This window comes from Ensifer sp. 22521, assembly GCF_052044795.1.
In the GTDB taxonomy this organism is placed as follows: domain Bacteria; phylum Pseudomonadota; class Alphaproteobacteria; order Rhizobiales; family Rhizobiaceae; genus Ensifer.
Window position 1 is genome coordinate 84,140 of sequence record NZ_JBQENM010000024.1, and the last position, 22,999, is coordinate 107,138.

Below are 22,999 nucleotides of genomic sequence, written 5' to 3' on the forward strand. Positions count from 1 at the left end.
GGGGAGCGGCCCGGCAGACCCGCCGGGCCGTCCCGTGATTATTTTGCGGCTTCGCCGTTGATCATCACGCCGTCGAGCGTGCTGGCGGCGAGACCATATTTTTCGAAGATCGCCTTGTATTCGCCGGAGGCCATGAGGGCTTTCAGGGCGCCGGCAATCGCGTCACGCAGCTCGGGCGTCTGCTTGGAGAAGCCGATGCCCTGGTAGACTTCCGTAAAGGGCTCGCCGACGATGGTGTAGGTGTCCTTTTCAAGCTGCAACAGGTAGGGCAGGGTTTCCGAGCCCTGGACCGCGCCATCAAGGCGGCCCTGCTTCAACTGGGCGCGGGCGTCGGCCGAGCCTTCCGTACCAACGATAACAAGCGCCGGCTTGCCGTTGGCTTCGCAATTGGCGGCGCTCCACTTCTTGGCCTCATCCGGGAAGGAGGTGCGACGGCTCATGCCCACTGTCTTGCCACAGAAGTCGGTGAGTTCCTTGAATTCTTTGCGTTTGGCCGAGGTATAAAACTGCGCGCCGGAGCTCATATAGTCGACGAAGTCCATGGTCTCGCGCCGTTTGGGCAGGTCGCTCATGCCGCTCAAAACAAGGTCGGCGCGGCCGGTGTTCAACGAAGACACCATTTGCTCGAAACCGATCTCGGACCATTCGATCTCGGTGCCGAGCTGCTTGGCCAGCGCCTTGCCAAGCTCGATGTCGACGCCCATCAGTTCGTTCGTCGCCGGGTCGCGATATTCCATCGGCGGATAATTCGGCGTGTTGGCCACTACAAGCTTGCCCGCGGATTTGTATTTCTCCGGCAGATCCTGTGCGTGGGCGGTAAAGGCGAGCAGGCACGCCGAAGCGGCCAGAGTTGCTTTTTTCATCGTAGTTCCCATCCTGTCGGTTTTTTACGGTTATCGTTGCACAGCCTTGAGAAAATCGGCGGTGCGGGGGTTGTCGGGTTGGGTCAGGACCCGCGCCGAAGGGCCGTGCTCAATCAGCCGCCCGCCGTCCATGAAGGCGACGGTGTTGCTGACGTTGCGGGCAAAGCCCATTTCGTGGGTGACGACGATCATCGTCATGCCGGAGGCGGCGAGATCGTTCATCACATCGAGCACCTCGGCCACCAGTTCGGGGTCGAGTGCGGAGGTCGGCTCGTCGAACAGGATGAGCGAGGGACGCATGCCCATCGCTCGGGCGATGGCGACGCGCTGCTGCTGGCCGCCAGAAAGCTCCGAGGGATAGTTGCCGGCCTTGTCGGCAAGGCCGACGCGTTTCAGGAGTTCCATCGCGTGTTCGCGGGCGGCCTTCGGGCTTTCGCCCAAAACCTGTACCGGCCCTTCGATCACGTTTTCCAACGAAGTCTTGTGCGGGAACAAGTTGAAGCGCTGGAAGACCATGCCGATGCCACGGCGCTGGCGGGCGATTTCCACGTCGCTCAGCTCATAGAGCCTGTTGCCGTCGCGGCGGTAGCCGATCAGTTCGCCATTGGCCCAGATCGCGCCGGAGTCGATGCGTTCCAGAAGGTTGATGCAGCGCAGGAACGTGCTCTTGCCAGAGCCCGAGGGGCCAATGATGCAGCTCACCTCGCCCTTACGCACTTCCAGACCCACCTCATTGAGCGCCTTGAATGTGCCGAAGCTCTTGCAGACGTCAACGGCCTTGACCAGGATTTCGCTTGTCATGTGCTCCCCCTTCAGATCGTCGTGCGGCCGCGGGTGCCGCGGGCGTAGTAGCGTTCGATCCGGGATTGGATCAGGGAGAGGACGGTGACGATCGCGAGATACCAGAAGCTTGCGACCATCAGCAGCTCCAGCACGCGGGTATTGGCGTAGTAGATCACCTGCGCATTGTGCAGGATCTCCGAATACTGGATCACCGAGGCGAGCGAGGTGAGCTTGACCATGCTGATCACCTCGTTCCCAACAGGCGGAACCATGACGCGCATGGCTTGCGGCAACACGATGCGGCGCAGCGTCTGCATTCCCGTCATGCCGATCGTCCGAGCGGCTTCGTACTGGCCGGCGTCCACGGACAGGAGGCCGCTTCGCACGACTTCCGAGGTATAGGCGCCCTGCTGGATGCCCAGGCCGAGCATGGCGGCGACGAAGGGCGTCATCACCTCGACGGTGTTGAATTCGAACAGGCCGGGAATGCCCATCGTCGGGAAGATCAGCGCGAGGTTGAACCAGAGCAGCAGTTGCAGTAGCGCCGGCGCGCCACGGAAGATCCAGACATAGACGAGCGCGATGTATTCGAGCACCGGATTGCCGGAAATGCGCATGATCGCGATGAGGACGCCGAGTGCGATGCCGAGCGACATCGCCGCGACCGTCATCAGCAGCGTGTTCCAGATGCCCTGGATGATCACGGGGGCGAACAGGAATTGGCCGACGACCGGCCATTCGATCTGGCCGACGACGAAGGCGCGGATCAGGAGCGCCACCAGCAGCAGCACGATGGCGGCGAAGACCTTGCGCCCCACATGCCTGCGCGGGACGAGTTCAAGATGGGCGATGTCATGGGCATCGCGGCTGGATTGCGGAAGGGGCGTGTCGGTCATGCTTCCTCTCCCGTTAAGGGGACAAGGGCAACACCCGAGAGATCCAGTTCGGCCCAGGCACGCTGCTCTTTGCAGGTGTCGGCAAAGGCCGCGATCTGCTCGCGCACGCGGGCGGGAGCGGTTCCCCCCTGGCCGAAACGTTCCGCGAGCGCCCGGGCTGGGTCGATCACCTTAAGCACATCCGGGGTCAATGCATCATCGATGTTCGGCAGGTCGGTCTCGGTCAGCCCGTCAAGGTCCATGCCGCGCTCTTCGCAGTAACGTACGGTGGCGCCTGAGATCTCATGCGCGTGCGAGAAAGGAATGCCCTGCCGCACCAGCCAGTCCGCCACCTCGGTTGCCAACGTGAAGCCGCGTGGTGCGTCGGCGGCCATGCGTTTGGTGTCGAAGGACAACGTCGCGACCATGCCGGCGAAGGCAGGCAGGATCAGGTCGAGAAGATCGATCGTCTCAAAAAGCGCGCGCTTGTCCTCGGCGAGATCGCGGTTGTAGGCGAGCGGCATCGCCTTAAGAGTGGCGAGCATGCCCGCAAGATTACCAATCATGGTGCCCGACATGCCACGCGTCAGTTCGGCGATGTCGGGATTCTTCTTCTGCGGCATGATCGACGAGCCGGTCGAGTAGGAATCGTGCAGCTTCACCCAGGCGAACTGGCGCGACGCCCAGATGCAAATCTCCTCCGACAGACGCGAGAGGTTCACGCCCAGCATCGCGGTCACGAACAGGAATTCCGAGACCACGTCACGGCTCGCGACGGCATCAATTGAATTCTCGCAGGGACGGGCGTAGCCGAGATCACGCGAAGAGCTTTCGGTGTCGCGGGCGAAAGCCGAGCCGGCCAGCGCGGCGGCGCCGAGCGGCGAGCGGTCGAAGCGGCGGTCCCAGTCGATGAAGCGCTCGACGTCGCGGCTGAGCGACTGTGCGTGCGCCATCAGGTGATGGCCGAGCGATATCGGCTGAGCGGGCTGAAGGTGGGTGAAGCCCGGCATGACCGTCTCGATATGCTCATTCGCCTGGGTGGCGAGTGCGTCCTGCACCGCAAGGACCAGCTTCACCAGTCGCCTCGCCGTGCGGCGAAGGTAGAGGCGGGTGTTGTTGGCGGTCTGGTCGTTGCGCGAGCGGCCGGCACGCAGCTTGCCGCCGAGGGCACCCAGCCGCTCGATCAGCAGGCGCTCGTGGAAGGTGTGAAGATCCTCATCCGAGGCTTTCGGCTTTTCGCGGCCGGCCGCGACATCGGCCGCGATCGTATCGAGCGTTTGTAGCATCCGCGGCAGTTCGTCCTCGCTCAGTACGCCAGCGCGCGCAAGTTCGCGCGCATGGGCGCGAGACCCAGCGATGTCTTCGGGGGACAGGCGGAAAAAGCTTGGACTGCTTCGCGAGAGCGCCGCGAGTTCCGGAGAGGGACCGCTTGAAAATCGGCCTCCCCAAAGCGATGTCGCTTGTTCTGTCATGACAGTCTCCCATTTCGGTAATTATGTTCCCGAGATGAGGTTGCCTTTTAGGGAACGCTTGCACAAACGCGAAAAAGCGATACCGTTATGACGAAACCGACTAGCCCGTTGCCAGAGAATGCCCTTGGTTCATACCTCCATACCACTGCCTTCCATGACTGCCCTTCGCGTGATGCTGGCGATTGCGGAGCGAGGCTCGACGACGGCGGCTGCGGAAAGCATCAACCTGTCGCAAAGCGCCGTCAGCAAGCAGTTGCTGACCCTCGAAAACCTTCTCGGCGCGCAGATGTTCACGCGAAAGCCGTCGGGCATGGTGCCGACAGACCTCGGCCACATCTATTTGGAACAAGCGCAGGTGGCGATCAAGGCGATGGAGGAGGCCGCTTTCCGCGCGGCAAGCCTGCAGCCCGATTCCCATACGCTTCGGCTGAAGGTGTTGCCCATCCTCGGCGACCGCTGGCTCCTGCCGCGCTTTTCCGACTTCAATCAGAAACACCCGGATATCGACGTCCAGTACACCACCTTCGCGACTGACAACCCGGCGGCTCAGCCGGACGCAGTGTTCCGCTTCGGCCGTGGGCCATTCGCGAACGAACACTCGGTCTACCTCTTCGGCGAGGATGTCCGGCTCGTTTGCGCACCCGCTTATCTCGCGCGGCTCGGCATTTGTGAGACCCTGGAGGATGCGGCGCGCGGCGTCATCATCGAGCATCCGGGAACTCCGCTGCGCTGGATCGACATGGTGGGGGAGCATGGGAGACCGGACCTCGAGCCACAGGGCGTCATGCGCTTCGACTATTATACTCTGGTCCTTCGCGCCGCGATCTCCGGGCAGGGCATGGCCCTCGTTCCACCACAGCTGGTCGAGGAGGAACTGAGGGCCGGAAGCCTCGTCAATCCCGGGGGGATTGGCTACGCATCCAAGGTCGCCTACTGGTTCACCACCCCAACGGACCGCAAGCCTTCATCGGCGCTCAAGGCGTTCCAACGTTGGCTAATGACGCAGGTGGAATAGGGGAGCGGGCGATGGAAAAGGTGACGATACGGCAAGCAGCCCCGGCCGACGCGGATGCAATCGCGGATTTCCACGTGCGGGCCTGGCGACAAACCTATCGCGACCTTGCTCCACCCGAGATTTGCACCGCGCTCGATGAAACCCGTCGCCGCAGCACCTGGCGCGAAAGGCTCACAGCGAACGATCCCGACCAGATCGTGCTTCTGGCCGAATTGGAGGGAAGGCCGGTCGCGATCGGCGCCGCCGGCGCGCCCTCAGCCGGGATCTTTGGCGATCTCGGCGAGATCAAAAACCTCTACGTCGATCCGGATGTCAAACGCCAAGGCATCGGCCGCCTATTGTTCTCCAGGCTTGCTTTGCATTTGCGGGAGAGAGGATTTCCCGGAGTTGGGCTGGGCGTGGTCGACGGCAACGAACCTGCGATCGCTTTCTACCACGCGCTCGGCGGCAAGCGGGCCGGGGAATACATGGATGCCGGGCCGATCTGGCGCTCGCGAAATATCGTCTTTGTGTGGGCTGACAGTTTGGTGCTCTGAACGTCTCTGGCAGTCAACAGCTCGCTTCCAAAGGCGGGGGATGTGTCTCGGATTCCGGTCCAAAGCGGACCTTCAGCCTCACAACATCCGCCAACCTATTCCTAGCGCGGCTGACAAGGCATGTTCATCCAAAAATCCGGCGTCTAATCCTGGCCGGGAGGCGGTGCGGTTCTATCTGATCATGCAGGTGCCGAAGAGACCGAAGGACCACCACTGATCGTATCAGACCGACCAGCCAGTTCGACGAAGCCCCAGCAGGGAGTTTTCGATGCCTCTGTTCATTGTGCGCCATCGGCACTCACCCGAAACCTGTCCCGCACGCGATCCGGCCAAGGGCGCGATGCTGTTGAGTCATTTGAGCCGGCCGAGCGCTGCCCGCCACGGTGTGCTGATCAAGGGGGAAGCTGTTGCGCAGGGCTCGCATTCACTGTTCCTCATTGCCGAGGCAGCGGATGAGGCAGTGCTTCAGGCTTTTTTGACGCCTCTCCGTCAAGCCGGCGAGGTCGAAGTGACGGCAGCGATGACCTGCGCTGCGATGGTTTCGAGCGGCGGCTGTGATGGGCGCCCGGTGGACGTGTCTGCAGAGGTGGTCAACCCCGCAGATGCGTGCCAGGATGCCATCGAGGCTGGCCTTCTCATTCACAGCGTTAATCCGTTGAATGGCGAGACCTCGGTGCCGGACCTTGCAGGCGGTGCCGTGATGCCGAACGGTCGCTTCTACTTGCGTAACCACTTCGATATTCCCAACCTTGGCGGTGATAACTACCGGCTGTCGATCGGCGGGCTGGTCGAACGGCCACTGAAACTGAGCATGAGGGAGCTTCACAACCTTCATGCGGAGAGCCTCGTGGTGACACTGGAATGCGCCGGCAACGGCCGCAGCCTATTCGATCCGGCCGTACCCGGCGAAGCCTGGGGTCTGGGCGCCGTCAGCACCGCCGAGTGGACCGGGGTTCGCCTGATGGAAGTGCTTGAGCGCGCGGGCCTGCGACCCGGGGCGACGGAACTCACCTTCCGCGGTGCCGACAGCGGGGTCGTCGACGGGCACGGCGCGCCGGTTCGTTTCGAACGTGGCTTAAGCTTGGGCCAGATCGGTGAAACGGATGCGCTTCTTGCCTACGAGATGAACGGCGAGCCACTGTCACCACCTCATGGCTATCCATTGCGGCTGATCGTGCCCGGTTGGTATGCGGTGGCGTCCGTCAAGTGGCTGACCGAGATCGTCGTTACCGACAAGCCTTGCGAAGCGTACTATCAAGCGGAGAAGTACTGGTACCATTGGGTGCGCAACGGGTATGACGAGCGCGCGCCGGTGAAGCTGATGAATGTGCGAGCGCTGGTATCTTCGCCTGATAAGGGGGAGACCCTGCCGCGCGGCGAGACCGCGATCCGGGGTGTCGCATGGTCGGGCGCCGGGAGCATATCCAGGGTCGATGTAAGCCTGAACGACGGACCTTGGTGCGAGGCACGGCTCGTTGGCGAACGACGACGGGCTGCCTGGCAATGGTGGGAGTTGATCACACGACTTGAGGAGACGGGGCCACTCACCGTGCGGGCACGCGCCACCGACACGGCGGGCCGGACTCAACCTGAGCACGCGGATTGGAATCGTCTGGGCTATGGCAACAACTCGATCCACTCTGTAACAGCACAGATAATCTGAAGCGGGAAAGCAGGTGTTTTCAAACCAGAGTCGTTACATGTGCGGTGCAAAGGCTCTTTTGATTTCAGCGATGACCGCCCGAGGCGCGCCATCGCCGCCACCTTCGAGCGGCGCGAGACGCCGATCCCCAACGACCCACCAGATGCCTTGACGGACGCCTTTGCCCGGGACGAGCAAAAGCAGCGGCAATGGCGGCGCTGTTGGACGGCTGGGTTTGGGCGCCGCCAACCGTTAATGGATGAAGCATCGCGCTAGACCCGCGGTTAGAGTGAATGAATGTGGGCACGTTCATGCGCGAGGTTGACGTGGGTTACTACTGGTGTTCGCGAAATGTGCTTCGAAAATCGCATGGTGTATCGTCTGGAAACGACGGCGTGGGATTTTCGATAGCCGTCGTTCCATGACGTGAGGTAGATCAGTCGTCTGCGCGGACGGGCAATCGAGATCTCCGATCGGCGGCGTCGCGCGCAGGACGTCGATCGGCCGGCTGGTATATTGGCACTTTCAATGGCAGACAAATGGAACTATATAGCTAGACAGTCTAGCTAACTTGGAGCGAAAACTATGGAATGGCAACTCCAGGACGCCAAGAACCAATTCTCGAAGGTGGTGCAGAAGGCGCGCCATGAAGGGCCGCAGATTGTCACGCTGCGCGGTGAGCGCACGGCCGTCGTGCTGTCCGCTCATGACTACGACGCTCTGCGCGCCGGCCGACCAACCCTGGTCGATGATCTGCTTGGCGGTCCCGCTTGGGACGATCAGCTCGCTGATGCGGTGAATGTACGCGTCAAGACGTCAAGCCGCGACGTGTCCTTCTGATGTATCTGGTTGACACCAACATCGTCTCAGAGGCGCGACGCGGCACGCCGCAGGCGGTGTCCTGGCTGCGCGCTGTCGATCCGCTCAGCATCCACCTGAGTGCGCTCACCCTCGGCGAAATCATGCGCGGCATTGCCCTGAAACAGAGGTCGGATCCGAAGGCTGCCGCGCACCTCACCGAATGGCTGCGCAAGCTGCGCCACGACCATGGCGACCGCATTTTGCCGATAACCGACCAAATCGCGGTCGAATGGGGCCGCATCGCGGCAAACCGCCCCCGCGGCGATATCGACGGGTTGATCGCCGCGACCGCGATCGTCCACGATCTCATCCTTGTCACACGCAACGTCAAGGATTTCGAAGGCACAGACGCCTCCGTGATCAACCCTTGGGAGACGTCGGCGTGAGCCGCTCGGCGTCGAACACCCGCTGTATGCTGGCATTCAATGTGTCCATTCGACGGAAGTGCGGGTTCCTGTTTTAGAGCTCTGAAGTTGCCGAATGTATCGAGCGGAACTCAGTTGGTGCCACGCTTGGGCGCTAGGGCGCTTGCGTGCGCCGCGCTGGAGCGTTCACCGCGGAAGCCCAAACTCCCCACTGAAGTTGACAAGATGTTGATGAAGCCTTTCGATCACCGCTGCACGGGGTGTCGTGCGCCGCTCGATCAGGCCGATCTGGCGAAAGATCTGCGGGTCGCCGAATGGCACGGCCACCACTTCTGCTGAGGCTTCTTTCACGGCACTCCAGGGCGCGATCGATGCGCCAAGGGGCGCGGGGCAGCAGCGATAGGGCACTTGAGCGAACCGAGCCGATTGTGAACGTGCCACCGACCGCGCGACCTGAAATCGAGTCGACGATATCGTTGGCGGAGCGCACGAGCCCATGGGCGGCTTCCAGCATCTGGGGGCCTTGGCTGTTCAGCGTAATTGGCCTCGTGGAGCGGTCGAACAATTCGGCCCGCACCTCGGATTCCAGCGCTTGAATCTGTTGGCTGACCGCGTTGTTTCCAGTCGAGGTACGCATGAAACTCGAGCATTCCCTGGCGACTTCATCAAGAAAGCTGTCAGCGTCGTCGGCCAGGCCGCGAAGTCGCCCATCGGCCAGGCGATCGGCGGCGTGCTGACCCAGGGGTCAAGGTTCTGGGCGTCGCGCTCACCGATGATGAGAGCTGGGTTGTTTCCGCTGAAGGACCAGCTTATTGGCGTTTTTCCCGATTGCGGACGGCGGAGCCGAAATCGGCATGGTTGGCTCACCCGCAGCCTTCAGGATCTGCCGGTTCAGGGCAAGGCTTTCACGGTGAAGCTACCGACGAAAGCAAATCCTTTGCCGAGCTCCAAAATGAGAGAGCGTAGGTGCTCAAGCCGGCCTTGCTCGAGTTCGCGCGCGGACATCGCCGGGCCGAGAGCGAGAAAATCGAAGCTGCAGGGGTCTCAACTCCTGCGCCAAGTCGGGCTGAGGTGCCGGCAATGTCCGACCAAAGTTGGCCAGCGCCTTTCCCTGTCGCTAATACAGACCACTCATCGATCTGATGCACGAGAACGTTGCGGCTCCACCCATGTTCTACGGCTCGGCGCGCATACCATGGCCTCTCTTCCTCGCTTTTCAGGGCTTCGACGAGCTTGACGTTATGACCCCAAGGCAATCGTGCAACAAGTTGTTGCACGATTTGTTCGTCAGGGAACAGAAAAGGCGCGCATATATTTGAGGTTTCGTGGCGAAAGTCCCGTCATCTCAGGGAAATCGCGCCGAAGATCCACGGCGAGCCAATCGATGACCCCGTGCCCCATCCCTCGACGTTTGACGCGCCATGCGTGAGTCTTTAGCAGACCGGGATCGCAAAGCTCTACTGATCACAATTGCGAGGCGCACCACTTTTCATGTGACGACAGCAGGCGCGGGGCATCGGTTCGGTTCCGTAGAAGGCGAAGAAGCTGGTCCGACATCGTGCTCATGCCAACTGCGGTCCACGCTCAACGACGGCTTTGCGCCGTCGCGCTCATTCTGGAATGGTCGGTGGGGTCAGTTCCCAAGAGCATGTGTTCCCCGAAGCGAGTTTCCCGACCCACGCTACTCGCCTTTGCTGGAAAGCAATTCGTCGAGCTGCTCCAGCTGTTCCGGCAATGCGGCCGCCGAGCCCTGTAGTGCTTCCTCAAGCGCCTCCTTGGACGGATAAATTTCGTGGAAAGTCAGCAGCGTCTTCCCGCCCTGGTCCTCGAAGGTTACGGTCGTGACCGCGCCCGCTTCGCCCTCGTCGTTGGTCCAGACGATGCGCTCGTTCGGCACCACCTCAAGATACTTGCCGTAGAAGGCCATGGTGTCCGAACCGCCGACGCCGAATTCCAGCCGATATTTGCCGCCGGTACGGACGTCCATATCGCACGATACGAGCGACAAGCCGGATGCCGATCTTGGCACCCACCAGCGCTGGAACAGCTCGGGCTGGCTCCACGCCCTGTAAACCGTGCTCGGCGGAGCATTGAATGTCCGCGTTACGACAAGTTCGCGATTCCCTCTGCGCTCGACTGACATACGGCTCTTCTCACCACCTGGGTTAACTTGCTGATTCATCGCTTCCTTCCTTTTTCATTTCGCTGATGATTTCGTCCAATGCTTCGAAGCGGGCCTCGAAGAGCTTGCGATGCGCTTCGATCCACTCGGCCTCTGCCTTGAGGCCGCGTTTCCCAAGCTTGCAGGTTCTCACCCGTCCGACCTTCTGCGTGACGACGAGTCCCGCCCGCTCGAGAACCTGGATGTGCTTCTTCATGCCGGTCAGCGTCATCTGAAACTTATCCACGAGACTGGTGATCGACGCGTCCCCTCGCCCAAGCTGATCGATTATCCCGCGGCGGGTCGCATCGGACAGCGCCGCAAATGAGAGATCGAGGGGAGGAATGTCAGCTTTCAGCGCCTGCTCCCCGAACGTAGTCGGCCTGCTAACAGCCCCCACTTCCAACAAGCCAAGTTCAAGCGACGCCTGATAGGGGAATTGGAACAACAGGTCGTTGGTTCGACCCCCTTCAAGGCAAGGCAATTGTCGATCGTGGGGCATGCAGGTTTCAACTGGATCATAGACAAGTGGGTAGCTGTTTCCTCCCCCCAAAGAGGCCTCAAGCGTAGCGAGGCCGGGGCGATCCAACCACGTCGTGTGTGTGTCCCCATGGAACCTTTTGGCATCAGATTTGATTTTATAGTCACTTCACGGATGGAGCGAATTAATGGCGAGACCCCAAGTGCAGTGATGCATCGACGAGTGCTACAGCTGCTGTTCCGTCTGTTTCTGGACCCAGTGCACAGACGGCGGGCGCTTGGCCGACATGAGCGCTTATGTCGAGGCTTGCCGCAGTTGCATGGAAGTCCGTCGCTAGCGTTGGACAGATGGTCATTGAGGTAAATACGCCTGCGAAAGGTGTGCGATGGTTGGCGATTACGGTGATCTGCGCCTGCTGTGCTACCTGTACGACCACGCAAGCGCCCAACACGAACCGCAGCAGAGCATATATCTCCGAGAAGGTATACGGAGTGAAGGCTAACCCGTTGGTCGCCAACCGCAAGAATGTCGCCAAGGGCGATGGCCGCTATGTGGTTGGCAAGCCCTATGTAGTGAAAGGCAAGAGCTATTTTCCGAAGGAGGACCCGAACTACGACAGGAAGGGGGTAGCTTCCTGGTACGGCTCAGCTTTTCAGGGGAGGCGGACCGCAAACGGCGAAGATTATGACCCGAAACACCTGTCCGCCGCACATCCGACCCTTCCCTTGCCCAGCTATGTGCGGGTGACCAATCTTGAAAACGGTTCTTCGCTCATCCTGCGCGTCAACGATCGCGGTCCTTACCGAAAGGGTCGCATCATCGACGTTTCCAGCAAAGCAGCAGACATGCTGGACCTGAAGCACCGTGGCACGGCATCCGTTCGCGTGCAGTATGTGGGGCGCGCCAGCTTGGGTGGGGACGACATGCCCTACCTCCTAGCCTCCTACATCAAGAAGAGTGATCGATTCCCAGCCGTCAATCCGGAGCCTCAAATCGCAACCGGCGTGATGGTGGCCTCGGATCAGTCGATTGGCAACCAGTTGCGAAGCAGAAGTCAGTCATTCTCTCCGACCCGGGCGAACCTTGCCGGAAAAAAGCCGAGCGGCTCCTACGAGACTGGGACCAACTCTGCGGTCGCGTCACACACATCCAACCAACTCTGGATGTTGCCTGATTGGCTGTCCGAATACACACCATGGATGTCACGAAGCGCCAAGATCGCACCACAGACTCACGAATTAGCCTCCCTGACGACGCCTGGTGTCAAATATTGCTTGGACGAGGACGGCGATGAGGGTCTGCGCGACATGTGTGGAGTTCGAGTTCTCCCTCTGGCGGCCAGCAGCGGCATCAAGCGTCTTACCGGGGTAATCTCCATAAGGCGACGCCGCTCTTGCCAAGGCGGCTGCCGCTGGCGAGGCACAACATTAGGTCTTACCTAGCGTCGCAAAGGTTCATCACCGAACATGCCCGGCACATTGGGCGTTAGTAAACGAAATGAGGGTTCAGAAGTCCGATCGGGCCGAGGATTGACGTTCGTGCCGAGACACCTATTCACGGGCATGCAACCTCCGACGTCCCCCTTGGGTAGAATCCGGATTGTCACACTCGGCTTGTTAGGCGATCGGGAGACGCAGGATGGGATGGGTTTTGGTGCGCGAGCGCGAGCTCAATCGGTTGTGGGAGTTCATTGACGGTTGTCATCGCCCGGCGCGGCTCGATGGAAAGCCTTCCATTGACCTTCGTGGCAAGCTCCGTTCATCGGATGCTATAGTCGGCTGAGCAACTCCGACTTCGTGGCCTCGAATTCCTGATCCGTGAGAATGCCTTTCGCATGAAGTGCCGCGAGGCGCTCGATCTTGTCGAAGATGTCCCCATCTGACCGAACCGCCTCCGGCGCTGGATGTGCCCCTTGTTGTGGCTCGGCGGATTCCGGTGCGGACGGTGCGAATATTGACGGCGCAGCCTTGGCGGCGGATGCTTCGGTAGCCGGTGTGTCTGCCGGTTCCTTGCCGCCCTGCCGTATCACATCCAGTTCCGAAATTTTCACCAGCCCATACTGAGAGGTAAAGCTCAGCGACTGGTCGTCGCTTTGCTGTTGCGAGAACCCGCCAATGCGATGGTCCTTCGTGTCATAGACCATAACCCGGCCGCCAAAAAGGCATAACGCAGGTCATTCTGCGCCCCGGTCGAGGCAGGATGCCCGAGATCCTCGGGCCACCAGTTCCCAGCCGAAAGCGCGCCCGGCACGAACAGGCTGACGCCGCCGCCCTGGGACTGGTGCGACGTCTGCGGGCGCAGCAAATCCATGCCGCGCACCAAGGCCGCAAGCTCGGAACAAACTCCGGCCACGTTCGCCTTCAGCGCATTGTTGAACATGTCGCCGACCATGATCATGCCGCCCTGCGACCATTGCCCCATTCCACCTAGATCGGGATGGTTGAACTGGGCCTGTGTCGCCTGCCCGGCGATAATCGAGATGTTGCAGGCGGAAATCCTCAATCTGCTGGAAATGCAGATGAATTCCGAAAATATGAACTCCAATGGTGCTCTAGATGAGCGTCAGGGGCGAAACCTGAGACAAAAACGGAGCCGAAGCGCGAGCCGATAAAGGCGTTCCCATTGGGAATGGTGCTACAGGCTTGCCCGGAAATCAGGATGTACGGGCCAGGCGGCGTAGTTACCAGCTGGCGGGATCTAATGACGGCGGCCGTCGTCGTTCGTTCAATGCTTGGGGTGAGCCCCAGCGCCTACCAAGATGCCTGCGAAGTGATGAGGCCCGAGCATGCCGCGGCGACGATCGCTTGCATCCTCGAAAGGGCAGGGCACATCAACTCCTCCGGCGGCTATCTCCGGGATCTGACGGCGAAGGCGCAGCAAGGGGAGTTTTCGCTCGGGCCGATGCTGATGGCGCAGATGCGGGCGAACCCTGGTGCGGGTAGGAAAGCCGGATAGTACCGTCGCGAAGCGACTGTTAAGCTATGCCGATTTTGCAGATCAGAGCCCCGAGGAAATTCCGGAAGGAGGGATCGTGGATATCAGCGCCAGTGACCGTGAACTTATCACGGTGATGCGACAGTATTTTGCGGCGAAGAGTGAGCTGGAGGGTTTGAAAAAACACTTAGAGGCGGCACGACAGGCAGCCGGCGAGGCGATCGGGGTGTTCTACGATCCTCGCCAGAACGTCGAGCACGCCGCTGACTTGCAACGTTCCCATCGCTTGAAGGGAGAGATGGCGTCGTTGATGAAGCGCGCTGAAGCCTGGGGGAGGACAGCATCGGCCGATGACCGATATGATAGGTCGGAGGCGGAACCGGAAGAATGGCAGTCGTTTGAGAAGCGAGCCGATTCATTCTTCGGCACGTAGCCACGATTAGATGATCAGCCGCGCGGCTCGTCGGAGGGACGGCGAAGCCTAGGTCATTCTTTCTTGCCAACCTTTGGGTAGGAAGCATGGAAAACCGCGGTACGCTGAGATCTCTTCGCGGTATCAAGGCCTGTCCAGCCGCTTAAACCTTCATAGGCGCCGAAGCCACATCGACCTTTCGGAAATCGGAGCAACATTTATGACCCGCCAACTTTCTCTCCCACGCGACCGAATTTCCGTGCTTCTGCTGGAAGGCATTAGCCAGACCGCGGTGGACTACTTTTCGTCGTCTGGCTACACCAACCTCATTCATTTGCCGAAGGCGCTCGACGACAAGGATCTTAAGAGCCACATTGCCGACGCTCATATCATCGGCATTCGTTCGCGCACGCAGCTGACGGACGAGATTTTGGAATCCGCCAAGAAATTGATCGCCGTTGGCTGTTTTTCCGTCGGTACGAACCAAGTCGATCTGGATGCAGCGCGGCGGCGCGGCATTCCGGTGTTCAATGCACCTTATTCAAACACGCGATCGGTGGCCGAGCTTGTGATCGGCGAGATTATCATGCTGACACGGCAGATCTTTCCGCGCTCGGCTTCCGCGCATCAAGGTGGGTGGGAGAAGTCCGCTGTCGGCAGCCGGGAGGTCCGCGGCAAAACGCTCGGCATTGTCGGCTACGGCAATATCGGATCGCAGCTCAGCGCGCTTGCCGAAAGCATGGGCATGGTGGTGCGCTACTTCGATCTTTCCGATCGGCTGCGCCGGGGCAATTCGGAGTCGATGGCTTCGCTCGGCGACCTTCTCGAAATCTCTGACTATGTGACAATGCACGTTCCCGAAACACCCTCGACGCATAACATGATCACCGAAACCGAATTGCGCCGCATGAAGAAGGGCGCCATCTTCATCAACAATTCTCGCGGCACGGTGGTCGATCTCGATGCGCTTGCGAAAGTCCTGAACGACGGGCATCTAGCGGGTGCCGCGGTGGACGTGTTCCCCAAGGAGCCGGCATCGAACAACGAGCGTTTTGAGACGCCGTTGCAAGGCTTGAGCAATGTTATTCTGACGCCGCATATCGGCGGCTCCACGGAGGAAGCCCAAGAGCGCATCGGCGGGGAGGTTTCAAGGAAGCTGGTCGAGTATTCCGACATCGGCTCAACGATGGGCGCCGTCAACTTTCCGCAGGTACAGCTGCCCGAGCGCCCGAATGGCACGCGTTTCATTCACGTGCATGAAAACCGCCCCGGCATGCTCATCCAGCTCAACGAGATCTTCTCGTCGCGCGGGCTGAACATCGTCGCTGAGTTCCTTCAGACGCTTGGCGACACGGGCTATGTGGTGGTCGAGGCCGAAGGAATTTCCGCAAATGCCGACGAGGTTCTTCAGGCCCTACGCGAAATTCCTGGAACGATAAGAACGCGATTAGTCTACTGACAGCTGCTCGTTGGCCGCATTGTACGCACGCCGGTCATGGGTGAGCTGACCGCGATCCTCGACGCTGCGCAGCCGAAGCACTGACCTAAGTTTGGGTAGAAATTTTGGTCAGTTCACCCGGCAGTGCGGCGTCGGATCCATTAGGAGCCGGATGCCTCGTGGCGAGGGGGTGCGGAAAGAGGCCCAGTCGGCCTGATAGATTTCGGCAAATTCGCCGCCTGAGCAGCGGCGCGAAAATGTGCGTTGAAAACTCAGGCGCGAAATTCCAACATTTGTTGGGACTATCGCGAATTCAGCCCTTCGTTATGAGTTCACGTCCAATACGCTTGGCGGGCTCGCTGCGCAGAACGACCGCTGTGGTGACAGAACCATAGCGGGCAACGGCATCGACGATGCTTTCCAGCTCGGCTGGTGAGGGGACGATCACCTTCAGGTGGAAGCAGTCCTCTCCTGTCAGTCTCAGGACCTCGATGACCTGCGGCATCTCCGAAAACTGCTTCAGGCACGTTTTGATGTATTCATGCGTAGTGCGCAGGCGGATGATCGCCATCATTCCAAGCCCTATTGCGGCAGGATCGATGACAGCTCGGTAGCCGCTGATGATGCCACGTTCCTCAAGCCGCCTTAGACGTTCCGACGCTGCCGGCTGAGAAAGCCCGACCCTTCTTCCGAGTTCGGAAACACTTATGCGTCCGTTTTCCTGCAAGGTTTCGATCATGGAAATGTCCGTCGGATCGAGTTCAGTACGTGGATCAAAATATTTCACCATCGACCTTGATTCCATCGGTTTTCGGGGGCCTTTTCCGATGAATACCTATTTCTCCTGTTGTCGTAAATGGCCATAACGGCAGGAGAGCAACGAAGAGACGAAGCATGACTGAAATCATCCATCTGCCGGGTATAGGGAATTCCGGCAAGCGCCATTGGCACTCCCTTTGGGAGGACGCCGATTCCGCCATACGTCGTTTTACCCCGACGAGTTGGGACGAGCCTGATCTTTCCGACTGGGTCGCGCCGCTAGAGGAAGCCGTATGTGCCGCACAAACGCCACCCATTCTGGTGGCACATAGCCTAGCCTGTCTGCTCGTCGCACATTGGCATCAAGTTTCTGATCTGCCAATCAGAGGGGCGATGTTGGTTGCCGTGCCTGATCCGGAATCTCCGGCGTTTCCCTCACAAGCGGTAAGCTTTGCAGATACACCGCAGAGGAAATTCCGATTTCCTTCTCTTATCGTGGCAAGTACCGATGATCCCTATGGTTCACTGCCTTATGTCCAGACGCAAGCCGAACAATGGGGTTCCAATTTGAAAGTCATCGGCGCAACTGGCCACATCAACGGCCAAAGCGAACTCGGCGGCTGGCCAGAAGGTCTGACGCTTCTGAGAGACTTCGTGAGCCGTGTGTAGTCTGCGGCGCATTTGGTCCGCGACTGTAGAAATTTTGCGACAAGCTGAATGATGGCCAACCTCAAAAAAGGTCTTTCATAAGTGCTTCTCGATCCCACTTTAACAGGCGCGTATATCGTTCCAGCGGCAGCCTCGGCATTTTCGCCGGGGCCGGATGTAATGTTCGTAGTTGCAAATGGGATGCGGCACAGAAGTTACGACGGCCGGAAGCATGGGTCGAATGGTCATCACCATCCTCGGCATGGTAGCCGACATGGAACTCGAGTTCATTAAAGACAGGCAACGAGCGGGTATCGACGCGGCGAAAGCTAACCGCATCTACAAGGGCAGGAAAAAGAATGTCGGTGACGCCGAAATCCGCAGGCGGATCACTGCTGGCGCGACCAAAGCCGCCGTTGCCCGCGACCTGAACATTTCCAGGATAACTGTCTACCGCGCCTTGGAAGATCAAGGCGCGCCGTCAGATTCTATTTGATCCCGAGTTCGCGATCTGTTCTTTGAGTTGGCCAAAATCGCAGCTTCGGGCCGACTGGGCCAAAGAGCGGCGTCGCCATAGCCCTGCCGTTTCGTACGCCAGGTCGTTCCGACCGCCTGGTGTTGTGGCGCATTGGCTCATCATTCGTCCGCGGTCCCCAACAGGTCTGGCTTTGTGTGTGGTGCGGGTGTCACAGAAGTCACACCACCGCTGCGCCGCTCTAACTTGATATCGAAGAGGATCGGCACTATGTTGGACGAAATTACATTTTGTCAGACACGAGGTCGTCATGGGAAAGCACAGTGGAATGGGAGAACGGCCAGCAGCAAAAGAGCCGTTGCTTGCAAAGGCCGTGCGCCATGCGAAGGTCGGCAAATTTACTTCTAGCAGCAAGGCGCGGATTGATGCGGTCATGAAAGCGGCTGAGCATTCCGGCCTGCTGGGCGAAAAGAGTAAAAGGATCGGCGGTAGGATCAGCCCCGCTCTTATCGAACAAGCCAAAAAGCACACGGGCATCGAAACCGATACTGATTTGATCGAGTTCGCTTTGGCCGCCGTCGCACTGGACGACGATTTTGGATCGGCTTTTCGCAAGACTCGCGGGACGGTCGACCCTGACCTGAAACTCGGCTTCTGACTTGTCGGATTTTGATTTCGACGCCGCGGTTCGCTGGGGAAGGCTCGATCCCGGGCGGACCCTTTCAAGACGCAGCGACAAAGAACTGCCCTTCCTCGATGAGCCCGCTGAAGCCGGGCTCGAACTGCTACTCGATACGTGCGTCTACATCGATGGCTTGCAAGGGCGAGCCCCAGAGCTTGTGGCGGACTTGCTTGATATCCGCCACAGCAATCACTCTGCAATCGCCATCCAGGAGTTGATGCATACCGTCGGCGTGCTCGACCCGGCGCACAAAGGAACGAAAACAGCTATTCAACAAATCAGAGCCACGGTTAAGGCGATGCCGGCCCATCGCGTGTTCACGCCTGATGCGGACGTTCTGGGCCGGGCCGCTTTGCTGTCCGGCATGTTGTGTCGGCTGCAGGGCTACCACCGCGACGCTCGGCTGCGAGCTCTTCACGACTGCGTCTTGTTTCTCCAGGCGCAAAAACTGGGCCTTGCCGTTCTTACCGCCAACGTCAGCGACTTCGATTACCTACTGCAACTGATGCCGACTGGCCGGGTTCGGTTCTACCGCTCGACTATTTGAAGAGTGCGCTGCTGATCTTCAATTGCTCAAGTCTAGCAGGCCTTCCGGCCAAGAGGCCACCTCAAGGTTATCGTTCAGCAGAAATCGAGCGACCGTGGGGCACGCCGTCCTCGGTCGAACCTGTGCGGTCACTGGATTAACACCTGCTCAAAGGGGCATCAAATGACCAACCGCGCCGCGCGGCCCTGTTTTCGCTCCGTATCGTTATAGTAGCGCGCCGCCTGGGTCACCGATTTGTGCAATGACTGCTGCATGGCTTCCGGCAGCGGAATGCCGCGGTTGGCAGCCTCGGTGAGATAGCCTGACCGCAGTCCATGCGCCGAAAACAGAATCGGGTCGAGCCCCGCCTGTTTGCAACGGCCCTTCAGGATGAGGTTGACGGATTGCGGTGTCAGGGCTCGCCGGTTGATGTTTCCCCACTGATCGATGCGCCGAAATACGGGGCCATCCTTGATATCGGCTACCTCGAGCCAGCGTCGCAACGCCACCACCGGCCGGCCGATCAACAGCACATGTTCGTCGTCGTCACTTGTCGTCGTCTTGGTGCGGCCGAGTCGGATCGACAGGCAGATGGGGTATTCGGCTTGAGCCCCATCTTCCGATACCGGTGGATTGTTGAAAGGAGGTGCTGCGCTTTGAGCGATGATAAAACGTGGTCTGTGTTGCAACAGCCACAAGCATCGGAAAGGAGCGCAGCATGAAACACTATAGCGGCCTCGACGTTTCGGTGAAAGAGACGTCCATTTGCATCGTTGATGAAACCGGCAGGATTTGCCGCGAGATCAAGGCGGTCAGCCATCCCGACGACCTGGTGGCCGTGTTGCGAGATCCTGCCTGGAATCTGGACAGGATTGGTCTTGAGGCCGGCCCCCTATCGCAATGGCTGTTCGATGGCCTTGCCGTGGCCGGACTACCGGTCATCTGCATCGAGACCCGCCATACCAAGGCATTTCTCAAGGCCCAGCCGAACAAGAGTGATCGCAACGACGCCCGTGGCATCGCCCAGATGATGCGCGTCAATCTGTTCCGGCCGGTGCATGTGAAGACGCTGATCAGCCAGAAGCGCCGCGCGTTGCTGACGGCTCGCAAATTGCTGCAGGGGAAGGCAATCGCGATTGAAAACGACATCCGCGGCCTGTTGCGCAATTTTGGACTGAAGGTCGGTATCGTCGGCGCGGTCAAGTTCGAGGAGCGGATCCGGGAACTGGTGGATGATATCTCCGATATCGGGGAAATCATGGAGCCGTTGCTGGCGGCAAGACAGAAGTTGCGTGACGAATTCTCCCGGCTGCACAAAAAGGTTCTGGATATCGCCCGTAACGACCTTGAATGCCGGAGGCTGATGACGATCCCCGGTGTCGGCCCTGTCGTTTCACTCGCGTTCACCAGCACGATCGACATTCCTCAGCGGTTTAGAAACTCGAAAGTGGTCGGCGCTGTACTGGGATTGATGCAAATTCCGAGGCAATCCGCCCCCTGATTCCGAAATGATCTCGCCCCCCAATTCCGAGAAATAGTCGCCCCCTGATTCCAAGATGATGCCGCCCCCTTCGGACGGCGTCTGGCATGGGGGTTCTGCTGGTGTGAAGTTTCTTCCTTCGACTGTGACGAGGAAGGAACGGGATGCCTGCGGAGAGACTGGAGATGCGGCGTGTCCGCGAGATATTGAGATATCGTTTCGAACAAGGACTTGGCCACAAGTCGATTGCGGTCAGGGTTGGCGCTGCACCGTCGACGGTGCGCGAGACGCTGCGGCGTGCGGCCGTTGCAGGGCTATCGTGGCCGTTGGGTGACGACGTCAGCGATGCCGTCCTGGAAGCGGCGCTTTACAAGGGGGCCGGGACGAAGGCGGGTCACCGTCGGAGCCCTGAGCCGGACTGGGCGCAGGTCCATCGCGAGCTCAAGCGCAAGCACATGACGCTGCAGATCCTGTGGGACGAATACATCAGCCGTTATCCGGACGGCTATCGTTACAGTCGGTATTGTGACCTTTACCGCCGTTGGGCAATGAAGCTGCCTGTGACGATGCGGCAGGATCACGCGGCCGGCGATAAGCTGTTCGTCGACTATGCCGGCGACACGGTCGCGGTTGTTGTTGATCGGCTGTCCGGCAAGACACGGCAGGCGCACCTGTTCGTGGCGGTTCTGGGAGCATCGAGCCTTTCCTATGCGCAGGCACGCTGGAGCGAGACGCTTCCCGACTGGATTGAATGCCATCTCCTGGCCCTGGAGTTCTTTGGCGGTGCGCCAGCCTTGCTGGTTCCCGACAATGCCAAGGTAGCGATCATCAAGGCCTGCCACTTCGATCCCCAGGTCAACCGGACGTATTGCGGGATGGCAGCCCATTATGGCAGCGCCGTCTTGCCAACGCGGCCGCGACGCCCGCGTGACAAAGCGAAAGTGGAAGCTGCGGTTCGTATCGTCGAACGCTGGCTATTGGGCCGGCTGCGCCATCGCATCTTCTATAGCTTGGCCGAGGTCAATGCGGCGATCGGCGAATTGCTTCATGATCTCAATGACAAACGAGTCCTGCGCCGCGTTGGCGTCACGCGCCGTCAACTGTTCGAAGAGCTTGATCGTCCGGTTTTGCGACCACTGCCTGTCGAACGCTATGTCTTTGCCGAATGGCGTATACGACGTGCCGGGCTGGATTATCACGTCGAGATCGAGCGGCACTATTATTCCGTTCCCTATCGCTTCGCCCGCGAGCAGGTTGAGGCTCGTATCACCGCCAATACGATCGAGATCTTCCACAAGGGCGAGCGTATTGCCGCCCATCGCCGCTCCAGCGGCAACGGGAAGCACACGACGATCCCCGATCATATGCCCTCGGCGCATCGCCGTTTTGCCGACTGGACGATCGAACGCATTCAACGCGAAGCCTCCGCCATGGGACCGGATGTCGCGCTGTTGTGCGAGCGCATCCTTGCCGACAGGCCACATCCCGAGCAGGGCTTTCGAGCTTGCCTCGGGATCATCCGCCTCAGCAAGAGCTTTGGCCGCGACAGGGTCAATGCCGCTTGCGGGCGGGCGCTGGAGATCGGGGCCCGGACCTATGGCTCGGTGCGCTCCATCCTCGACAATCACCTTGACCGAACGGCTGCCTCAAATGGAGCGGCGTCGCATGAACCGATCCATCACGCCAACATCCGCGGCCCCCGCTATTACCACTAAGGAGAACGAAAGATGCTTGCTCATCCAACACTAGATAAATTGAATGCCATGGGCCTGTCCGGCATGGCAAAGGCCTTTGGCGAACTCGTTGCCAACGGCGAAGCCGAACATCTCTCGCACGCCGAATGGCTCGGACTGCTGCTCGAACGGGAATGGAGCTCCCGTTACGATCGCAAGCTTGCGGCACGTCTCAGGTTTGCCAAGCTTCGCCACCAGGCGACCCCGGAAGATGTCGATTATCGCGCCGAACGCAGCCTCGACCGTGCTCTCTTCATGAAACTGCTCGGTGGCGACTGGATCAACGCTCATGACAATCTGGCCATTTGCGGACCCTCGGGTGTCGGAAAGAGTTGGTTGGCTTGCGCTCTCGGTCACAAGGCTTGCCGAGACGATCGCTCAGTTCTCTATCAGCGTGTCCCAAGGCTGTTTGCCCAGCTTGCGCTCGCGCGTGGTGACGGCCGGTATGCCCGGCTGCAACGGACCTTGGGCCACGTTCAGCTCCTGATACTGGATGATTGGGGGCTCGAACCGCTCAATGAACAGGCCCGTCACGATTTGCTGGAAATCCTCGAAGATCGCTACGGCCGTCGGTCGACGATCATTACCAGCCAACTTCCCGTATCCGCCTGGCACGGTGTCATCGGCGACCCAACCTATGCCGATGCCATACTCGACAGGTTGGTCCACAATGCCCACCGCATCGAATTGAGCGGCGATAGTCTGCGCCGAAACCTACCCCGCAAAGCTTGACACCTAGCCTAATTGAACTGACAACAATCATCGCCCGCAGACCTCCCTAGACAGGGGGCGAGATCATCCCGGAAACTGGGAGCGCAATCATCTCGGAACGAAGGGGCGGCTTCATCGGAATCGGCA

25 protein-coding genes and 6 pseudogenes are annotated in these 22,999 nt (G+C 59.8%); 17 read left to right on the forward strand and 14 right to left on the reverse strand.

The window, feature by feature from the left end; translation table 11 throughout:
• Window positions 1–38: 38 nt before the first annotated feature.
• From ACTJKE_RS28305 to argH, 4 genes are read right to left on the reverse strand one after another with little or no spacing between them, the layout of a single operon-like run.
• On the reverse strand, window positions 39–863 hold the full coding sequence (locus ACTJKE_RS28305; protein ID WP_058327921.1) for an ABC transporter substrate-binding protein: 825 nt from the start codon (window positions 861–863) through the stop codon (window positions 39–41).
• 30 nt (window positions 864–893) lie between these two features.
• Window positions 894–1,664: an amino acid ABC transporter ATP-binding protein gene (locus ACTJKE_RS28310; RefSeq protein ID WP_058327920.1), complete on the reverse strand. Its 771-nt coding sequence runs from the start codon at window positions 1,662–1,664 to the stop codon at window positions 894–896.
• Window positions 1,665–1,675: 11 nt separating this feature from the next.
• Window positions 1,676–2,542: an amino acid ABC transporter permease gene (locus ACTJKE_RS28315; RefSeq protein WP_058327919.1), complete on the reverse strand. Its 867-nt coding sequence runs from the start codon at window positions 2,540–2,542 to the stop codon at window positions 1,676–1,678.
• Window positions 2,539–3,993, reverse strand: a complete 1,455-nt coding sequence (argH, locus tag ACTJKE_RS28320) for an argininosuccinate lyase (protein ID WP_058327918.1) — start codon at window positions 3,991–3,993, stop codon at window positions 2,539–2,541. The genes ACTJKE_RS28315 and argH overlap by 4 nt, the downstream gene beginning before the upstream one ends.
• Before the next feature lie 154 nt (window positions 3,994–4,147).
• Between argH and ACTJKE_RS28325 the strand changes: the two genes are divergently transcribed.
• The 5 genes from ACTJKE_RS28325 (at window position 4,148) to ACTJKE_RS28345 (ending at window position 8,433) form a co-directional block, all read left to right on the forward strand.
• Window positions 4,148–5,008 carry a LysR substrate-binding domain-containing protein gene (locus ACTJKE_RS28325; RefSeq protein WP_440637650.1) on the forward strand — a complete coding sequence of 287 codons (861 nt, stop codon included), beginning with the start codon at window positions 4,148–4,150 and terminating at the stop codon, window positions 5,006–5,008.
• Window positions 5,009–5,019: 11 nt separating this feature from the next.
• A complete protein-coding gene (locus tag ACTJKE_RS28330) occupies window positions 5,020–5,544 on the forward strand; it encodes an N-acetyltransferase family protein (RefSeq protein WP_440693144.1) in 525 nt (174 codons plus the stop codon).
• Between the two features lie 268 nt (window positions 5,545–5,812).
• A complete protein-coding gene (locus ACTJKE_RS28335; RefSeq protein ID WP_440693146.1) occupies window positions 5,813–7,207 on the forward strand; it encodes a molybdopterin-dependent oxidoreductase in 1,395 nt (464 codons plus the stop codon).
• Between the two features lie 564 nt (window positions 7,208–7,771).
• Window positions 7,772–8,026, forward strand: a complete 255-nt coding sequence (locus ACTJKE_RS28340) for a type II toxin-antitoxin system Phd/YefM family antitoxin (protein ID WP_440637646.1) — start codon at window positions 7,772–7,774, stop codon at window positions 8,024–8,026.
• Window positions 8,026–8,433 carry a type II toxin-antitoxin system VapC family toxin gene (locus tag ACTJKE_RS28345; protein WP_440637644.1) on the forward strand — a complete coding sequence of 136 codons (408 nt, stop codon included), beginning with the start codon at window positions 8,026–8,028 and terminating at the stop codon, window positions 8,431–8,433. Before ACTJKE_RS28340 ends, ACTJKE_RS28345 begins: the two co-directional genes overlap by 1 nt.
• 165 nt (window positions 8,434–8,598) lie before the next feature.
• Here ACTJKE_RS28345 and ACTJKE_RS28350 read toward each other — a convergent pair whose 3' ends face one another.
• Both ACTJKE_RS28350 and ACTJKE_RS28355 read right to left on the reverse strand, forming a co-directional pair.
• Complete coding sequence (locus ACTJKE_RS28350) at window positions 8,599–8,763, reverse strand: hypothetical protein (RefSeq protein WP_440693176.1); 165 nt, start codon at window positions 8,761–8,763, stop codon at window positions 8,599–8,601.
• Between the two features lie 214 nt (window positions 8,764–8,977).
• Window positions 8,978–9,049 (reverse strand): annotated as a pseudogene (locus ACTJKE_RS28355) (hypothetical protein); the annotation flags it as partial.
• Between the two features lie 116 nt (window positions 9,050–9,165).
• Here ACTJKE_RS28355 and ACTJKE_RS28360 point away from each other — a divergent pair.
• Window positions 9,166–9,331: pseudogene (locus ACTJKE_RS28360) on the forward strand (ISL3 family transposase); the annotation flags it as partial.
• On the opposite strand, the gene ACTJKE_RS28365 reads toward ACTJKE_RS28360, so the two are convergent.
• From ACTJKE_RS28365 to ACTJKE_RS28380, 4 genes and pseudogenes are all read right to left on the reverse strand, one after another.
• On the reverse strand, window positions 9,304–9,417 hold the full coding sequence (locus tag ACTJKE_RS28365; protein ID WP_245296154.1) for a DUF1016 domain-containing protein: 114 nt from the start codon (window positions 9,415–9,417) through the stop codon (window positions 9,304–9,306). The pseudogene ACTJKE_RS28360 and the gene ACTJKE_RS28365 overlap by 28 nt on opposite strands.
• A gap of 185 nt (window positions 9,418–9,602) precedes the next feature.
• Window positions 9,603–9,689: pseudogene (locus ACTJKE_RS28370) on the reverse strand (hypothetical protein); the annotation flags it as partial.
• 404 nt (window positions 9,690–10,093) lie between these two features.
• Window positions 10,094–10,594, reverse strand: coding sequence for an SRPBCC family protein (locus ACTJKE_RS28375; RefSeq protein ID WP_440693148.1), 501 nt, complete (start codon window positions 10,592–10,594; stop codon window positions 10,094–10,096).
• The gene (locus ACTJKE_RS28380) at window positions 10,578–10,931 is read right to left on the reverse strand and encodes an ArsR/SmtB family transcription factor (RefSeq protein ID WP_440693172.1); all 354 of its coding nucleotides are present in this window, start codon (window positions 10,929–10,931) and stop codon (window positions 10,578–10,580) included. Before ACTJKE_RS28380 ends, ACTJKE_RS28375 begins: the two co-directional genes overlap by 17 nt.
• Window positions 10,932–11,401: 470 nt before the next feature.
• Between ACTJKE_RS28380 and ACTJKE_RS28385 the strand changes: the two genes are divergently transcribed.
• On the forward strand, window positions 11,402–12,496 hold the full coding sequence (locus ACTJKE_RS28385; protein WP_440693150.1) for a septal ring lytic transglycosylase RlpA family protein: 1,095 nt from the start codon (window positions 11,402–11,404) through the stop codon (window positions 12,494–12,496).
• A gap of 326 nt (window positions 12,497–12,822) precedes the next feature.
• Here the strand turns inward: ACTJKE_RS28385 and ACTJKE_RS28390 are convergent, their stop codons facing one another.
• Both ACTJKE_RS28390 and ACTJKE_RS28395 read right to left on the reverse strand, forming a co-directional pair.
• Complete coding sequence (locus tag ACTJKE_RS28390; protein WP_245296153.1) at window positions 12,823–13,197, reverse strand: SHOCT domain-containing protein; 375 nt, start codon at window positions 13,195–13,197, stop codon at window positions 12,823–12,825.
• Window positions 13,128–13,451 carry a hypothetical protein gene (locus ACTJKE_RS28395; RefSeq protein ID WP_440661197.1) on the reverse strand — a complete coding sequence of 108 codons (324 nt, stop codon included), beginning with the start codon at window positions 13,449–13,451 and terminating at the stop codon, window positions 13,128–13,130. The genes ACTJKE_RS28390 and ACTJKE_RS28395 overlap by 70 nt, the downstream gene beginning before the upstream one ends.
• A gap of 168 nt (window positions 13,452–13,619) precedes the next feature.
• Between ACTJKE_RS28395 and repC the strand changes: the two are divergent.
• The 3 genes and pseudogenes from repC to serA all read left to right on the forward strand — a co-directional run.
• Window positions 13,620–14,009: pseudogene (gene repC / locus ACTJKE_RS28400) on the forward strand (plasmid replication protein RepC); the annotation flags it as partial.
• 115 nt (window positions 14,010–14,124) lie between these two features.
• Window positions 14,125–14,421: a hypothetical protein gene (locus ACTJKE_RS28405; protein ID WP_440637723.1), complete on the forward strand. Its 297-nt coding sequence runs from the start codon at window positions 14,125–14,127 to the stop codon at window positions 14,419–14,421.
• Between the two features lie 199 nt (window positions 14,422–14,620).
• Window positions 14,621–15,859, forward strand: coding sequence for a phosphoglycerate dehydrogenase (gene serA, locus ACTJKE_RS28410; RefSeq protein ID WP_440693152.1), 1,239 nt, complete (start codon window positions 14,621–14,623; stop codon window positions 15,857–15,859).
• A gap of 292 nt (window positions 15,860–16,151) precedes the next feature.
• On the opposite strand, the gene ACTJKE_RS28415 is transcribed toward serA, so the two are convergent.
• Window positions 16,152–16,628 carry an Lrp/AsnC family transcriptional regulator gene (locus tag ACTJKE_RS28415; RefSeq protein ID WP_058327956.1) on the reverse strand — a complete coding sequence of 159 codons (477 nt, stop codon included), beginning with the start codon at window positions 16,626–16,628 and terminating at the stop codon, window positions 16,152–16,154.
• Window positions 16,629–16,732: 104 nt separating this feature from the next.
• Between ACTJKE_RS28415 and ACTJKE_RS28420 the strand changes: the two genes are divergently transcribed.
• The 4 genes from ACTJKE_RS28420 to ACTJKE_RS28435 all read left to right on the forward strand — a co-directional run bounded on the left by ACTJKE_RS28420 (window position 16,733) and on the right by ACTJKE_RS28435 (window position 18,949).
• Window positions 16,733–17,266: an RBBP9/YdeN family alpha/beta hydrolase gene (locus ACTJKE_RS28420; RefSeq protein WP_440693154.1), complete on the forward strand. Its 534-nt coding sequence runs from the start codon at window positions 16,733–16,735 to the stop codon at window positions 17,264–17,266.
• A gap of 220 nt (window positions 17,267–17,486) precedes the next feature.
• Window positions 17,487–17,741: a helix-turn-helix domain-containing protein gene (locus ACTJKE_RS28425; RefSeq protein ID WP_440693156.1), complete on the forward strand. Its 255-nt coding sequence runs from the start codon at window positions 17,487–17,489 to the stop codon at window positions 17,739–17,741.
• Between the two features lie 289 nt (window positions 17,742–18,030).
• Window positions 18,031–18,378, forward strand: a complete 348-nt coding sequence (locus ACTJKE_RS28430; protein WP_440693158.1) for a hypothetical protein — start codon at window positions 18,031–18,033, stop codon at window positions 18,376–18,378.
• A 1-nt stretch (window position 18,379) separates the two neighbouring features.
• Window positions 18,380–18,949 (forward strand): type II toxin-antitoxin system VapC family toxin, encoded by a 570-nt coding sequence (locus tag ACTJKE_RS28435; RefSeq protein WP_440693160.1) that lies wholly within the window; start codon window positions 18,380–18,382, stop codon window positions 18,947–18,949.
• Window positions 18,950–19,107: 158 nt separating this feature from the next.
• Here ACTJKE_RS28435 and ACTJKE_RS28440 read toward each other — a convergent pair.
• Window positions 19,108–19,524, reverse strand: a pseudogene (locus ACTJKE_RS28440) (tyrosine-type recombinase/integrase); the annotation flags it as partial.
• A 122-nt stretch (window positions 19,525–19,646) separates the two neighbouring features.
• On the opposite strand from ACTJKE_RS28440, the pseudogene ACTJKE_RS28445 reads away from it, so the two are divergent.
• The 3 genes and pseudogenes from ACTJKE_RS28445 to istB all read left to right on the forward strand — a co-directional run.
• Window positions 19,647–20,420 (forward strand): annotated as a pseudogene (locus ACTJKE_RS28445) (IS110 family transposase); the annotation flags it as partial.
• A gap of 173 nt (window positions 20,421–20,593) precedes the next feature.
• Complete coding sequence (gene istA, locus ACTJKE_RS28450; RefSeq protein ID WP_440693174.1) at window positions 20,594–22,123, forward strand: IS21 family transposase; 1,530 nt, start codon at window positions 20,594–20,596, stop codon at window positions 22,121–22,123.
• Between the two features lie 12 nt (window positions 22,124–22,135).
• On the forward strand, window positions 22,136–22,873 hold the full coding sequence (gene istB / locus ACTJKE_RS28455; RefSeq protein ID WP_014330260.1) for an IS21-like element helper ATPase IstB: 738 nt from the start codon (window positions 22,136–22,138) through the stop codon (window positions 22,871–22,873).
• Window positions 22,874–22,999 lie beyond the last annotated feature (126 nt).